12 protein-coding genes, 12 tRNA genes and 1 rRNA gene are annotated in these 13596 nt (G+C 51.8%); 22 read left to right on the top strand and 3 right to left on the bottom strand.

Going from position 1 to position 13596, the window contains the following annotated elements:
- The 19 genes from BMY11_RS19450 to BMY11_RS19540 form a co-directional block, all read left to right on the top strand.
- Positions 1-88 (top strand): 23S ribosomal RNA (locus BMY11_RS19450); the annotation flags it as partial.
- A gap of 91 nt (positions 89-179) precedes the next feature.
- Positions 180-255: transfer RNA gene (locus BMY11_RS19455), tRNA-Asn, on the top strand.
- A 5-nt stretch (positions 256-260) separates the two neighbouring features.
- Positions 261-348: transfer RNA gene (locus BMY11_RS19460), tRNA-Ser, on the top strand.
- 19 nt (positions 349-367) lie between these two features.
- Positions 368-442 (top strand) — tRNA-Glu (locus BMY11_RS19465).
- 14 nt (positions 443-456) lie between these two features.
- Positions 457-532: transfer RNA gene (locus BMY11_RS19470), tRNA-Val, on the top strand.
- Positions 533-547: 15 nt separating this feature from the next.
- A tRNA-Met gene (locus BMY11_RS19475) sits at positions 548-624 on the top strand.
- Between the two features lie 39 nt (positions 625-663).
- Positions 664-740 (top strand) — tRNA-Asp (locus BMY11_RS19480).
- Between the two features lie 26 nt (positions 741-766).
- Positions 767-842 (top strand) — tRNA-Thr (locus tag BMY11_RS19485).
- A 9-nt stretch (positions 843-851) separates the two neighbouring features.
- Positions 852-927 (top strand) — tRNA-Lys (locus BMY11_RS19490).
- Between the two features lie 35 nt (positions 928-962).
- A tRNA-Leu gene (locus tag BMY11_RS19495) sits at positions 963-1045 on the top strand.
- A gap of 9 nt (positions 1046-1054) precedes the next feature.
- Positions 1055-1129 (top strand) — tRNA-Gly (locus tag BMY11_RS19500).
- A 5-nt stretch (positions 1130-1134) separates the two neighbouring features.
- Positions 1135-1211 (top strand) — tRNA-Arg (locus BMY11_RS19505).
- Between the two features lie 9 nt (positions 1212-1220).
- Positions 1221-1297: transfer RNA gene (locus BMY11_RS19510), tRNA-Pro, on the top strand.
- Between the two features lie 372 nt (positions 1298-1669).
- The gene (locus BMY11_RS19515) at positions 1670-3352 is read left to right on the top strand and encodes an ABC transporter substrate-binding protein (RefSeq protein ID WP_177182724.1); all 1683 of its coding nucleotides are present in this window, start codon (positions 1670-1672) and stop codon (positions 3350-3352) included.
- Positions 3353-3442: 90 nt separating this feature from the next.
- Complete coding sequence (locus BMY11_RS19520) at positions 3443-4324, top strand: carbohydrate ABC transporter permease (RefSeq protein WP_090579987.1); 882 nt, start codon at positions 3443-3445, stop codon at positions 4322-4324.
- Between the two features lie 12 nt (positions 4325-4336).
- Positions 4337-5155, top strand: coding sequence for a carbohydrate ABC transporter permease (locus BMY11_RS19525; RefSeq protein WP_090579990.1), 819 nt, complete (start codon positions 4337-4339; stop codon positions 5153-5155).
- Between the two features lie 17 nt (positions 5156-5172).
- Complete coding sequence (locus tag BMY11_RS19530; protein WP_090579992.1) at positions 5173-7338, top strand: alpha-L-rhamnosidase C-terminal domain-containing protein; 2166 nt, start codon at positions 5173-5175, stop codon at positions 7336-7338.
- Between the two features lie 114 nt (positions 7339-7452).
- Positions 7453-8022, top strand: coding sequence for a xanthine phosphoribosyltransferase (locus BMY11_RS19535; RefSeq protein ID WP_090580640.1), 570 nt, complete (start codon positions 7453-7455; stop codon positions 8020-8022).
- 100 nt (positions 8023-8122) lie between these two features.
- Positions 8123-8593 (top strand): SRPBCC family protein, encoded by a 471-nt coding sequence (locus BMY11_RS19540; protein WP_256217654.1) that lies wholly within the window; start codon positions 8123-8125, stop codon positions 8591-8593.
- A 17-nt stretch (positions 8594-8610) separates the two neighbouring features.
- On the opposite strand, the gene BMY11_RS19545 is transcribed toward BMY11_RS19540, so the two are convergent.
- From BMY11_RS19545 to BMY11_RS19555, 3 genes are read right to left on the bottom strand one after another with little or no spacing between them, the layout of a single operon-like run.
- Positions 8611-9222 carry a hypothetical protein gene (locus BMY11_RS19545; protein ID WP_090579997.1) on the bottom strand — a complete coding sequence of 204 codons (612 nt, stop codon included), beginning with the start codon at positions 9220-9222 and terminating at the stop codon, positions 8611-8613.
- Between the two features lie 15 nt (positions 9223-9237).
- Entirely contained in the window at positions 9238-10026 is a 789-nt protein-coding gene (locus BMY11_RS19550; protein ID WP_143069313.1) for a hypothetical protein, read from the bottom strand.
- Between the two features lie 47 nt (positions 10027-10073).
- On the bottom strand, positions 10074-10691 hold the full coding sequence (locus BMY11_RS19555) for a GntR family transcriptional regulator (protein ID WP_090580003.1): 618 nt from the start codon (positions 10689-10691) through the stop codon (positions 10074-10076).
- Between the two features lie 80 nt (positions 10692-10771).
- Between BMY11_RS19555 and BMY11_RS19560 the strand changes: the two genes are divergently transcribed.
- From BMY11_RS19560 to BMY11_RS19570, 3 genes are all read left to right on the top strand, one after another.
- Entirely contained in the window at positions 10772-11413 is a 642-nt protein-coding gene (locus BMY11_RS19560) for a GntR family transcriptional regulator (RefSeq protein WP_090580006.1), read from the top strand.
- A gap of 203 nt (positions 11414-11616) precedes the next feature.
- The gene (locus tag BMY11_RS19565; protein WP_090580009.1) at positions 11617-12765 is read left to right on the top strand and encodes a mandelate racemase/muconate lactonizing enzyme family protein; all 1149 of its coding nucleotides are present in this window, start codon (positions 11617-11619) and stop codon (positions 12763-12765) included.
- Positions 12766-12823: 58 nt separating this feature from the next.
- Positions 12824-13594, top strand: coding sequence for an SDR family NAD(P)-dependent oxidoreductase (locus BMY11_RS19570; protein ID WP_090580012.1), 771 nt, complete (start codon positions 12824-12826; stop codon positions 13592-13594).
- Positions 13595-13596: the final 2 nt, after the last annotated feature.

Below are 13596 nucleotides of genomic sequence, written 5' to 3' on the forward strand. Positions count from 1 at the left end.
CTGAAAGACGATCAGGTTGATAGGTTCGAGGTGGAAGCGCGGCAACGTGTGCAGCTGACGAATACTAATCGGTCGAGGGCTTATCCTAAATAAGTTAAAACCAGCTAAAGCAAGAAACCTTCGCAAAGGTTCGTATCCAGTTTTCAGGGTGTTAAGATTTGCCCGAACATTCATGTTGTTCCCTGATAGCTCAGTTGGTAGAGCACTCGACTGTTAATCGAGTTGTCACAGGTTCGAGTCCTGTTCGGGGAGCCATTCATGGGGAAGTACCCAAGTGGCTCAAGGGGACCCTCTGCTAAGGGGTTAGACCGCGTTAGTGGTGCGAGGGTTCGAATCCCTCCTTCTCCGTTGCATAATCTTTAAGTAAGGCCCGTTGGTCAAGTGGTTAAGACACCTCCCTTTCACGGAGGTAACAGGGGTTCGAGTCCCCTACGGGTCACCATATATTATTCCCATGGAGGCTTAGCTCAGCTGGGAGAGCATCTGCCTTACAAGCAGAGGGTCGGCGGTTCGATCCCGTCAGCCTCCACCATATAAGTTTTACTGACGCGGGGTGGAGCAGCCCGGTAGCTCGTCGGGCTCATAACCCGAAGGCCGCAGGTTCAAATCCTGCCCCCGCAACCAATTTCTTATTTCGGACAAGTATTCGGAATAGGTCAACGCGGAGCCGTGGTGTAGTGGCCCAACATGCCTGCCTGTCACGCAGGAGATCGCGGGTTCGAATCCCGTCGGCTCCGCCATTCTTTAAAATCATGTAATACACCATGCCGGTGTAGCTCAGTTGGTAGAGCAACTGACTTGTAATCAGTAGGTCGTGGGTTCGACTCCTATCGCCGGCACCATTTTTACATGAGCCATTAGCTCAGTTGGTAGAGCACCTGACTTTTAATCAGGGTGTCGTAGGTTCGAGTCCTACATGGCTCACCATTTTCTAGCCAAAGAAAATGGATGCAACATAACGTGCGCGTATGGCGGAATTGGCAGACGCACCAGACTTAGGATCTGGCGGGCGACCGTGGGGGTTCAAGTCCCTCTACGCGCACCATATTTTTTTGCGGAAGTGGCTCAGCGGTAGAGCATCGCCTTGCCAAGGCGAGGGTCGCGGGTTCGATTCCCGTCTTCCGCTCCATATTTGCGCCCTTAGCTCAGCTGGATAGAGCGTTTGACTACGAATCAAAAGGCCGGGAGTTCGAATCTCTCAGGGCGCGCCATTTTCATAACGGGATGTAGCTCAGCTTGGTAGAGCACCTGGTTTGGGACCAGGGGGTCGCATGTTCAAATCGTGTCATCCCGACCATAATAAACAGACAAGCTTCTTGCCTAGCGCAAGGAGCTTTTTTTGTGCTTGTCCAAACAAATTAACTAAAACGTTTTACACGAATTTAGCTAATAGTTAGAGTGTTTTTTCGCTGTTTTTATAAGCCTTTTCATCACGAATCCAGTAGTATCAAGGGTTTGGCTTCAGAAAAACGATGCTTTGTTTTAATGTTGTTGGAATTGCCTATTCGATGGTAAGATGGCACTACAAGCTCGTTGTAAGCACTTACATTACTGTGATGACCTTTCAGGAGGCGGTGATTGCCGGCTTCGCTGTCGAGAGTAAAAACGTTTTATGTGTTTAAAAGCTTATCTTGTCCATGTCTATTCATATTTGAGGGGGACTCGTCTTATGAAAAGCAGGAAAGCTATTGCATTACTCACCTCGGTCATACTCGTTCTTACGCTTCTGGCAGCATGTTCTAACTCAGACAATAATAACAGCTCAAATTCAAAGAATGATTCTACCGAAACATCCAATGACTCCACGAAGACCAACAACTCAAATTCCTCAAACACAACTACGAATAACACGAAGTCCGATGACAACTCCTCGACTACAACAAATGCCACCGTGAAGAAAGAAGATAAGACAATCGTATTCTCCACCATTACGAATTACTACACGGCCGGCTTGCAAGTTGCTGCTGATGATTATCACAAGCTACATCCGGAAACGACGGTTAAGATTGATATCGTGACGGATAACACAACTTATCAAACTTCCTTCCAGGCGAAGATGGCTGCCGGCGGCGATGATGCACCGGATATCGTGCATGCCAACTTGCTCGGTGACAGTCCGGCGAACAACATCCAGAAGGGCTTCCTCATGAAGCTGGATGACTTCGTGAAAGAGCCGAACCCTTATAATAACGGTACATCGCTGTGGGACGGTATTAACGCAGACTACTGGCCGTACGCTTACACGGCTGACGGGAATATTTTCATGGTACCGTTCGATATCGTGGGCACAGGCTTCTTCTACAATAAAGATATTTTTGCAAAAGCAGGTATTACAGATCCACCTCTTACTTGGGAAGATCTGTTCGCTGATCTTCAGAAGCTGAAGGACGGCGGGTATATTCCAGTCTCGATGTCGCAAGCGACTGGCAGCGACTATGAGGGCTGGATGGTTGCAGCGTTCGCTGACTGGTCGGCGCGCCAATATATCCCTGATATCGTCGTTCAAACCGGTGATGCACGCAACACGCCTCAGGTTGAAGCGATTAACTCGAAAGTGAAATACGATGTGAACAATCCATTCTTCGATGTTGGTGCAATTACAGATAATGAGCGTCTGATGGCACTGTGGAAGAGCAGCAAATACGATGCACAAGGTCCAGCTGAGCAGAAGACATGGTCAACATTGAAGGAATTGTCTAAGTTCCTGCAACCAGGCTATGCAACGATGAAGGATGCTGATGCGTATCAATTGTTCATTGCCGGTAAAGCAGCAACGTACTGGAATGGAAGCTGGCAGGTCGGTCAAATTCTGAAGGATCAACAATCGCTTGGCGATAAGAAGTTCCAGTGGGGTACTTTCAAATTCCCTGACTTCAAGGACACTGATCCGAACTTCTCTGGTCATCCGCGCGGTATTCTTGTTCCAGGTCACCAAATAGCGATTACGAACAAAAAGGATGCGGAAGCTGTCGCCCGCTCGAAGGACTTCCTCCAATTCCTGTATTCGCCAGAAGAAGCACAGAAAGTATTCTCAGCTACTATCGACGCAGGGCAATTCGTGCAAGGCCCAAGCCTTGTTAAAGGGGTAACGCTCTCCGATGAAGTGAATTCGTATCTCGACGGCTTCAAGGTAGCGGGTAACATGAGCTTCGCAATCGGAACTATTACAGGAGGTAACCCAGCTGCTGAACCGAATGCAACTGCAGAGATGAAGAATCTCGAGTTGTCCTTCTACAACGATAAGATATCGCTGCAAGACTATCTGAAGAAGAGAGCGGCACTGACGAAGAAAACGAACGAGAAGTATATTAAAGACAATAAGCTTGATCTTGATCCAACAACAAATCCTTAAACGTTCAGTGCAGTGTCTTGGCGGGGTGGTGGCGCTCAGCCACCACCGTCTTGTTGATTATGGCAACTGGCCGTGGAGAGGAGAATTTAGGTGAAGAGCGCGGCGAGGTGGAAGAGATATGGCATCTCCTATTTGTTTCTTGTTCCCTCATTTGTATTTATCGCGACTTTCCTGTACTACCCGATTATACTGGCGTTCTTTCATTCCTTTACGGAGTGGAATCTTGTAAAATCAACGTGGATCGGTGTTGCCAACTTCAAGCAAATGTGGAGCGAGCCAACGTTCACCAAAGGTGTGACTAATCAGCTGATTTATACGCTGAGTGATGTCGTGAAGGCAGTCGTGTTCCCTCTGCTTGGCGCGGAGCTTATCTATTTAATCGGCGGAGCCAGGATTAAGTATTTGTTCAGGACCGGTTTTATTCTGCCCATGCTGCTGCCGGGGATTGTTACGATCCTGCTCTGGCAGAACATTTATGATCCGACCAACGGGTTGTTGAACAAGGTGCTCTCGATTGTCGGCTTCGATGCGTGGGTGAAACCGTGGCTAGGGGATGAGCATACTGCAATCTGGGCGATTGTGCTGTTCGGCCTGCCCTTCATCTCCGGTTTGCCGTTTCTGATCTTCTACGCGGCGATCGGCAATATGAACCAAGAGCAGCTGGAAGCGGCACGGATTGACGGGGCAAACCGCTGGAATGTGTTCACGCGGATGCATCTTCCTTTTCTCATACCGCAATTCAAAGTTGTCATTATCCTTACGATTATTACCAGCTTGCAGGATTTCGTGAAGATCTTAGTAATGACGGCCGGAGGTCCGGGTGTGGCGACGACCAACCCAGCGATGGTTATGTATAATGCGGCATTCGGCAGCTCGCAATATGGCTATGGCTCTGCCATTGGCGTCACGTTGTTCCTCGTTATTCTTGCACTTACGCTGTTTAATATGAAATTTCTGAAGACGGATTACTAAGGGGGCGTGCGTATGACGACGGCCACATGGCTAAAATGGACTGGCGGGACGCTGCTCACCATATTGCTCATTCTTACTTTAGTCCCGTTCATACTGTTAGTATTCTTCTCATTCAAAACCCAAATCGAGGTGCTCATCGATTTCTGGGGCATGCCGGAAAAGCTGCATTTTGAGAATTATTCTGCGGCATGGGATGTCGTTCGAAACAGCATCAGTCATTCGCTCCTCGTCTGCTTTGCAACGGTGCTTGGCGCGGGGCTACTCGGCTCATTATCCGGGTATGTGTTTGCAAGACATCAATTTCCGTTAAAAAACTTGCTCTACCTCCTGCTCATCGGTGTTATGATGATCCCGTCACTACTAACTATCGTGCCGCTCTACGCGATTATTTCCAAGATCGGCATAACAGGCTCGTATTGGGGACTTATCCTTCCATACATTTCAGGTACACAACTGCTTGGCATTCTGCTCTGTCGAACACTGTTCGAGTCGCTCCCAGAGGAGCTGTTCGAGGCGGCGCGTATGGATGGAGGAAGCGAGTTCTATCTCTATTCACGGATAGCGCTGCCGCTCTGCATTCCGATTCTTGTTACGATCGGAATCGTTACATTCCTGGCGGTATACAGTGACTATCTATGGCCGTTTATCGTCCTTGATCAAGATCATCAAACCTTCACCATGGCGGCGGTTAGCTTGAACCGTTCCGGACGGTCTGATGTTGGCTTATCCTTCGCAGGTTATATTATCGGCAGCGTACCGACGATTCTCGTCATCGTCTTCGGCATGAAGTACTATATCGAGGGCATGGTGTCCGGGGCTGTTAAATCGTAGATGAAAAGAGGAACCATATGGACACTCAGCTAGTAAAATCGGAGCTGCCGCTTTGGCTGTGGCATGAGGAGAGAGAGCATCGTCCAAGCTGCGTGCTATCCCGTAAATTTACACTTGAGCAGGATGTGAGCGGCGTATCCTTTCACGCTTCGTTCACGGGTGCGGCTCGCGTCGTACTAGATGGCGTGCTCGTTGCAGCCCTTACGGAACGGGCGGGAAATGCGGGTGAATGGCTGACGGTTTCGGCTTTTCCCGAGATGCTGCGGGCAGGCGAGCATGAGCTGATGCTTGAGATGAACTGTAGTAGCTTCATTCCACTCGCGGAAGTGAACTATTATCTATGGAACCGCCGTGTTGGGGCGATTGGTTATTTGCAGGGGGATGGCTTATGGCTGGTGACAGACGAGTCATGGCAAGCCGATGATGAGCAGGCGACGATTATTTGCAAGCTCGGCGAGGAGCCGTTCGGAGATTTGGAAAATAGTCCGGCTGCGTTCGTAGCAGGCGGTTATGGCGATATTGAAGCATACGATTTGAACAGTACGGTTGTTATAGGGGAGGAAGCTCTTCGAGCGGCCGTCGCAAGCGGCGTCGTGAGCGTAACTGGCAAGCACGGGCAAGATGGAACGCTTGTGAAGCCAGAGCAGCAGCAGCTCGAGCTGTTCTATCATCTGCGCAAGCAGAATGAATGGAAAGCGATGCGGGAGCTGCAGAGCAAGATGAATCTCAGCGGCGCCTCGTCGGTGACGATTGATCTGCAAGCGGAGCATAATTGCCGGTTCGCGGTTGTTAATAACGGAGCTGAGCGAGTGAAGCTGCTCTGGAACAGCGCGGAGTCACTGCATGAGCTCGCGCATTACGAAGGGTGTATTACAGAGTGGCTTGAGATAGAGCCGGGGCAAACGCAATATACGCTGCCGCAAGGCTGCCGATATATTCAGCTGTTCGTGCTGGGCGAGATCGGACAGCCCTTTGCACTGGAGCTGAAATTCCAATCTGTCCACGTCGCACTTCGCCAAGCGGGCACATTGACGAGCGATTCCGAGCAGCTGAATGAGATATTTGGGGTGTCTGCGCATACGAGCCGGATTTGCCATCAGATCGGGCTATGGGACGGCATTAAACGGGATCGGCTCAATTGGACGTTCGACTTCTATCTCGCGGCAAAATCATGCTATTTCCTATGGGATGATACGAAGGTCATTCAGAGAGCCGTTCGGGAGCTTGGCGTCGATACGCCGAGCGGACACTGGATGAACAGCATTTGCGAGTATACGCTCTGGTGGCTGAAGACGGTGTGTGAATATTATGTGCAGACTGGAGACAAGTCCTTCGTGCTGGAGATGAAAGAGCCGCTGCAGCGCCATATCGCATGGGTCGGTCAAAATACACAGCCCGGTGTCGGGATTCTGCCGCAGGATGGCGTCCTCGTGGAATGGGTGCCGCTTACGGATGAGGAGCGCGCGGTTGCCTTGCAGGCGATTTATGCTCTGACGCGGACGGATCTGCTGAAGCTGGCCGCTGCTCTGCCGGAACTGGAGCTTACGATCGACTGGCCGCTTCAGGCGCTTACCTCGGCGCATTACATGAAGCAGCCGTACGCACTTGCGGTCAAGGTGCTCGGTATCGCGAGCGGCTATGTTTCGGATGATGCGGCAGTGGCTTTTCTAGATAGCTATCAATTGGCTGATCCGCTCACGCCTCTATCGGCTTTCCAACTGGCGGAATGTTATTCCCGTTATGGTAGGCATGAACGTGCGTATGAGATCATTACAGCGGTATGGGGCGGTATGCTGGACAATGGCGCGACAACGTTCTGGGAATCGTACACTGTTCGCTCGGACGACAGCTCCAAGCGGGATTTTCATGATGCGCTCACGACGTATACCGCTTATGGCTCCTATCGGATGAGCTTATGCCACGCTTGGTCGAGCACGCCGGTGAAGTGGATTGGCGAGGTCGTGCTTGGCATTCAGCCGCTGTCGCCAGGCTACAGCACGGTAAGAATTGCGCCGACGCCTGTTGGTGGCATCCGTTCTTGCAGCGGTACGGTCAACACGCCACATGGCGATCTGAGTGTGAAGTGGTATTATGACGCAGATGGGGAGTTCCGTTGTGAGGTGACTGCGCCTCCGGGTATAACAGTCGAAGAGATGGCTGGAAGTGAGCAGCCTTCGGTATAACTTATTTGATGAGAGCAGCCGTTTCCGTATTTACTCGCGGAGCGGCTGTTTGTTGTGCAGCAGCACCGCACAAGAGTAGAATGGGGGAAAGAAGAGGAAGGGGCGTGGCTGCCAGTGGAGCGGCTGTTGGAGAAGATTAGACAAGAGGGTATCGTCCTTGAGGGCGGCGTTCTGAAGGTAGATACGTTCTTGAACCATCAAGTCGATGCGGGGCTGATGATGGCGATGGGACAAGCCTTTGCGGAGTTGTTCGGTGAAGCGGGCGTTACGAAGATCATGACTGTAGAGTCGTCCGGCATCGCTCCGGCTGTTATGGCGGCCTACCGGATGGGCGTACCGATGGTGTTCGCACGCAAGCGGAAGTCGCTTACGCTGCAGACGGATCTCTATACCGAGAAGGTCTACTCCTATACAAAACAGGAGGAGAGCGAGGTTACGGTGTCGAAAAAGTTTCTCGAGCAAGGTGACCGTGTGCTCATCATCGATGATTTTCTAGCGAATGGCGAAGCTGCGCTCGGGATGGCACGCATTATTGAACAAGCGGGAGCAGAGGTCGCTGGCATCGGCATCGTCATTGAAAAGTCGTTCCAGGCGGGCAGAGGGAAGCTGATTGAGCATGGTTATCGGGTGGAATCGCTGGCGCGTATTGCTTCGCTTGACGGTGGCGTGGTGACGTTTGTTTAGCGGTGGGAGATAGATTTTACTGGCGTGTGATAGATAACTTCAAGCTGCTGTGTCTATAGGGTGAAGTGTTATATAGAGCCGATATGGAGGAATGATGACGATGACAAATGAACTCGTTCGAAATGCAGTAACGGAGAGCGATAGGGAGCTTATTAACTGGCGAATCATGGACGCGCCGCGCGAAGTGGTGTTCGAGGCTTGGCGGGATCCGGAGCAGCTTGCGAGCTGGTGGGGACCAAATGGGTTCACGAATACGTTCCATACGTTTGAGTTCGAGCCAGGCGGCCAATGGGAGTTTGTCATGCACGGACCAGATGGTACGGATTACAAGAACAAGAGTGAGTTTACCTTGATTGAAGCGCCGGAGCGGGTCGTGTTTAAGCATCTGAATGGGCCGCATTTTCAAATGACGGCGATCTTCGAGGAAGTGGACGCGAACCATACGAAGCTTACGTGGCGGATGCTGTTTGATACGGCAAAAGAATTCGAGATGGTGAAGCCCTACGCAGTGGAAGGCAATGAGCAAAATTTTGACCGACTGCAGGCGCTACTGCTGAAACAGCGCGGTTAATAACAAACGTCCTCGCCTTAGTGGCTGAGGACGTTTGTTTGTTCTGGTGCGTTGCTGGCAAGCAGGGTGAGGCTTTGCGAGATATAGCGTGTTAGGAGCAGGCAGACCATATAGAATGCAAGTGTAATGACAGACAATAGGATGAATACAGCTGCGTTATCCGATGAGTCGGGTAATAACCGCCCCAATATATAATTCATGACGAAGAGCGTAATCAGCGGCGCAACCAGTTTAATGATTCGGCGTCCCTGAGTAGCAGTAATAGCTTGCTGAGCGAGCGTGTGTCCCATTTGATTAAACGTTGAGGGCAGTCCATAGAGGCTATAGATCGGAATAATCATTGCGGCAAGCGCTGCGCCGGGTGTGCGGGAATATTGGGCGAATAACTGGTTGAGGTCGCTGTGTACCTTCCATATCCAAACCAAGTAGAAGAAACAAATGATCCCATAAAGAACGGCTCTGATAATCGAAATCATGCTGAACAGGCTGTAGACGGAATCCATGTAGAAACTTTCATTGATGCCAAAAATGAGCGACCCGATTAAATCGAGTATGGCGACAGCAACTAGAATGGTGAGCATGATACGCATGACGTTAGATAGAACTTCGGATTTTAATTGTAATTTCATTTTCAAAGGATCTCCTTACTTCAAATGATGTAAGTAATCAAGGGCTTCTTCGAGCGTGGCGACAGGAACGACTTTCATTCGATTGATGTCCATGATGCTGATGATCTGCCTAGCTTCTTCCTCATTACTCAAACCTTCGTATGCCCAATTCGCTTTATCCTTCGGAACAAAGAAGATATCTACACCTGCATTCTCCGCGGTTTGCAGCTTGTCTGGTATGGCGCCGACTGAGCCGACCGTATGATCCTCTTCCAGCGTACCAGTTCCCGCGATGACATACTTTCTACCTTTCGAGAAATTGAGTTGCTGTTCCTCTTCAACGAGCCCAATGCCGAGCATCAGCCCTATCGAGTCACCGTAATAGCTTGCGGTTTCTTCCGATAAATGGGTGTATTTGTCCCCGTAGTCTTCCTCAGAGCTCGTGTCAGCGTTCTGCTCATCGGCAGAATGAATGGCATTGACGATTGTTTCATCGCGCAGCTCTTCTCCAATGTCCATATCGACTTGCAGTTCCTGCTTCGCTGAGGCGTCGGCTCGCTCGAATTTGGCGTCTGGAGTGGATTGTTCGACTGACAGGCGTTCAAACCAATTGCTCGTGACTCCTTCTTGCACGTAGCAGAAGTTGACACTCCCTTTGACACCGATATCTTGGACAGAGACGATGTCACCCGGTGCGGTAAACCGATCGTAATGCGGATAGAAAGCCAAAGACGCGATCACAGCCGGAATCAGCAGCAAAAGGCTGACAATGATGTACTCGCGGCGAATGCGTCTATTGGTAGGTGAGGTAGGTAAGTTTGTCATGATGATAGTTTACTATGATCGGTACAATCTGGGTAGATGGCTGTGATCTACTGCCACGTCAGCTTCAGCAAATGCAAATAGCGGTTAATTGCTTCGTTAACGCCTGCTGAGGTGTTCAGACTGAGCAGCAATTCCTGCATGCAACCGTGCATCTCATGCTGATAAGGCGCCATCCAACGCTTGCGGTTGTTGGACCAGAACAATCGGGAGGAGCTTCTCTCCAGCGTGCGAAGCATCTCTTCATTGTGGCTGAGCGCGATGGTGCGCGTGAGAAAGTGATATTCGAAGCGGCAGAGTGCTGTACTGTCGCCGCCTTCCAAGGAGGCGAGCTCGGCAAGCAGGTCGCCGGACAGCTTAGACAGCGCAGCCGCATCGCGCAGCTGCACGCTCGTCACCGCGAAGAGCAGCATTGCCGCGATGAGCTCCAACAGGTCGCTAACCCGCTGTGCGGAGGAATCGAGAATGAGCACGCCATGCTTTGGGACGATGCGGACGAAGCCTTCCGTCTCGAGCTGCTGAAGCGCTGCACGGATCGGCGTTCGGCTCATATCGAGCTGCTGGCTGAGCTGCACCTCGGAGGTAACGGTTCCTTTTGCCAATTGATTTGATATAATCCGTTCATAGATGGTTTGATAGGCTTGCTCGCGCAGCGATGGGCCGGGCATGGGTAAGGGAAGGCCTCCTCTAACGCTTCATCAGAAAGCAGTTAAGAGGAAGTATAGCATAGGAGAGAGGTTAGGAGCAGATGGCAAGCGTAGAGGAAGGGAAAACATTGCGCGATACCGCTTTTGACGTTATGAAGCAAAATATCATCAGCGGCGAGTGGCCAGGGGGGATGTTTCTACCCGAGAAGTATCTGAGCGAGCTGCTCGGGATGAGCAAGACGCCGATTCGTTCTGCCCTTGATCGGCTCGAAATGATGGGCCTTGTGAAGCTCTCGCCGAAGCAAGGGGTTATTGTGCAGGAGGTATCGCTGAAGAAGATTCTTGAAATCTACGAGCTGCGCTTGTCCCTTGAGACCTTCGCGGTGCGCAAGCTGACGGGGAAGATGGACGATGCTTTCTTCCGGCAGCTGGATGAGAATCTGTCGCTGCAGGCGATAGCTATTGATCGGGAAGATATAACGCGCTATGTCGAGCTCGACGGCCAATTCCATGAGATGATTGTCGCGGGGCTGGACAATGAAGAATATACCGAAGTGATGAAGCGGATTCAAGATAAATTCATGCTTGTGGTGCGTACGACATTCGTTCGAAATCCGAGCCGGCTGATGGGCAGTCTGGAGGAGCACTGGCAAATCCGTCATGCGTTGTCAGGGCAGGATGCGGAGCTGTCGCTGCGGCTTATTGAGCAGCATATCGAATATGTGAAGGTTATTATGCTGTGAGGATTGGCGAGTAAGGGAACGGGGCTGCCTGCGGCAAGATGGCGGAAGATAATGGCGAGATAACGTTAAGATAGCGGCAAGATGACGGCAAGATGACAGCGGGGAATTGCTGTGGTATTGATGTATACAAGTTAGACATCTTGTCGGTGACATTTCCACTATGCTACGTTGGTTCTACCAACACTTAGGAGGAATACTCTGCGATGAAGATTACTGATGTTCGCACTTATATTCTCGGCAACCCGTGGAAGAACTGGCTGTTCGTACAGGTTGACACGGATGAGGGCATTACTGGACTCGGCGAAGGGACGCTGAACGGCTTCGCAAAGACGGTGGAGGCGGCCATTCACGAGCTGAAGCATCTTATTATCGGACGCGATCCGTTTGATGTAGAGACAATCAGCTTGAAGCTGTTCCGCGACGTCTATTCTGACGGCGGCCAGATTCAAGGCTCCGCGCTGGCGGCAATTGAAACCGCTTGCTGGGATATTATGGGCAAAGCGACGAATCAGCCGCTCTACAAGCTGCTCGGAGGCAGCTGTCATGATAAGCTCCGCGCCTATGCCAATGGCTGGTACCGCGGACCGAATACGCCGGACAACTTCTTCGAGAAAGCGAAGATCGTCGTGGGTAAAGGCTATACCGCGCTGAAGTTCGATCCGTTCGGCGCTGCATGGCGCACGGTGACGAGGCAGGACTTCTCGGCAGCGATTGAGAATATCGCAGCGGTGCGCGAAGCGGTCGGCCCGGATGTCGATATTCTCATCGAAGGGCATAACCGCTTCAGCGTGCATACAGCATTGCAGTTCGCGGATGCCATGCTGAAATATGAGCCGACGTGGTTCGAAGCGCCGGTGCCGCCGCAGCTGACCTCGTCGATGGTGGAGGTTGCGCGTCGCAGCCCTGTGCCTGTCGCTTGCGGCGAAGACTATTACTCGCGTGAGCAGTTCGCAGAATTGCTGCGCCATGATGCGGTGCATATCATTCAGCTCGAGCCGCAGTTCCTCGGCATCTCCGCTTCGAAGCAGGTGTGCGGCATGGTCCATGCGCACAATGGCGTAACCGCGCCGCACAGCGCGCAAGGTCCAGTCTGCTCCGTCGTCTGCAGCCACTTGAACATGGCGACGCCGAACTTCTTCCTGCATGAAATCTTCGACGAGTTCAACGAGGCTTGGGAAGAGAACGTGCTGCAGCCGCCGCTCAAAGTGCAGAATGGCTTCCTCGTTCCGCCGGAAGGCCCGGGTCTTGGCGTGGAGCTGAATTTGGAGGAGCTCGATAAGCATCCGTATCAAGTAGGCAACTGGCTGCCGCTCTTCAAGCAGGGCTGGGAGAAGCGGGAGACGGTGGAATAAGCCTAAGCCGTAGACAGATTCCATTGTACAGCGAATACCGGAAGCGAGGTTGAAGCGTATGAGCAGCTGGAAAGATAAAGTTGTCATTGTCACAGGTGGAGGTAGCGGAATTGGCCGGGCGGTCTGCGAGCGATTCGCGAGGGAAGGCGCAAGCGTCATCATTGTTGATCGTGCTGCGGATAACGCGGAAGCAGCCGCAGAGGAAATTGCAGCGGCGGGCTTCCGCGCCGCTGCGGTGGAGGCGAACGTTGCCTCGGAAGGAGATGTGAAGCAGGTGGTGGCCGAGACGCTGGAGCGTTTCGGCCGCATTGATGTACTTGTCAATAATGCGGCAGTTTGCCCACAAATTCGTATAACCGAGATGAGCTTGCAGGGATGGAATGAAGTCATTACGAATAATTTAACATCGGTATTTTTATTTTGCCGCGAAGTCATTCCATCTATGGTGCAGCAGGGCGGCGGCGCGATTGTGAATGTCAGCTCCGTTCATGCTCTTGCTACGCTGGACGGCTATTCGGCCTACGCCGCATCGAAGGGCGGCATTGTTTCGCTGACGAGAGCGATTGCGCTCGACTTCGCCAAGCAGAACGTTCGGGTTAACACCGTGCTTCCTGGTGCGGTGCACACGCCGATGCTTGAGAGCAGCGTGAAGAATCTGGATACGCCGCGAGAGGAAACGATGAAGACGTGGAATGAGGCGCAGCCGATCGGACGCGTCGGGCAAGTGGAGGAAATCGCCTCTGTCATTCTTTTCGCAGCAAGTCCGGACAACTCGTTCATGACAGGCGCCTCGCTCGTTGTGGATGGTGGTCTCACAATTGATTTGTAGGA

The organism is Paenibacillus sp. OV219 (assembly GCF_900110075.1).
Taxonomy (GTDB): domain Bacteria; phylum Bacillota; class Bacilli; order Paenibacillales; family Paenibacillaceae; genus Paenibacillus_Z.

Bases quoted from the DNA above. Each gene is read 5' to 3' on its own strand.
- BMY11_RS19540 (WP_256217654.1), top strand. From the start codon at position 8,123: ATGACAAATGAACTCGTTCGAAATGCAGTAACGGAGAGCGATAGGGAG.
- BMY11_RS19555 (WP_090580003.1), bottom strand. From the start codon at position 10,691: ATGCCCGGCCCATCGCTGCGCGAGCAAGCCTATCAAACCATCTATGAA.
- BMY11_RS19530 (WP_090579992.1), top strand. From the start codon at position 5,173: ATGGACACTCAGCTAGTAAAATCGGAGCTGCCGCTTTGGCTGTGGCAT.
- BMY11_RS19570 (WP_090580012.1), top strand. From the start codon at position 12,824: ATGAGCAGCTGGAAAGATAAAGTTGTCATTGTCACAGGTGGAGGTAGC.
- BMY11_RS19565 (WP_090580009.1), top strand. From the start codon at position 11,617: ATGAAGATTACTGATGTTCGCACTTATATTCTCGGCAACCCGTGGAAG.
- BMY11_RS19545 (WP_090579997.1), bottom strand. From the start codon at position 9,222: ATGAAATTACAATTAAAATCCGAAGTTCTATCTAACGTCATGCGTATC.
- BMY11_RS19560 (WP_090580006.1), top strand. From the start codon at position 10,772: ATGGCAAGCGTAGAGGAAGGGAAAACATTGCGCGATACCGCTTTTGAC.
- BMY11_RS19515 (WP_177182724.1), top strand. From the start codon at position 1,670: ATGAAAAGCAGGAAAGCTATTGCATTACTCACCTCGGTCATACTCGTT.
- BMY11_RS19550 (WP_143069313.1), bottom strand. From the start codon at position 10,026: ATGACAAACTTACCTACCTCACCTACCAATAGACGCATTCGCCGCGAG.
- BMY11_RS19525 (WP_090579990.1), top strand. From the start codon at position 4,337: ATGACGACGGCCACATGGCTAAAATGGACTGGCGGGACGCTGCTCACC.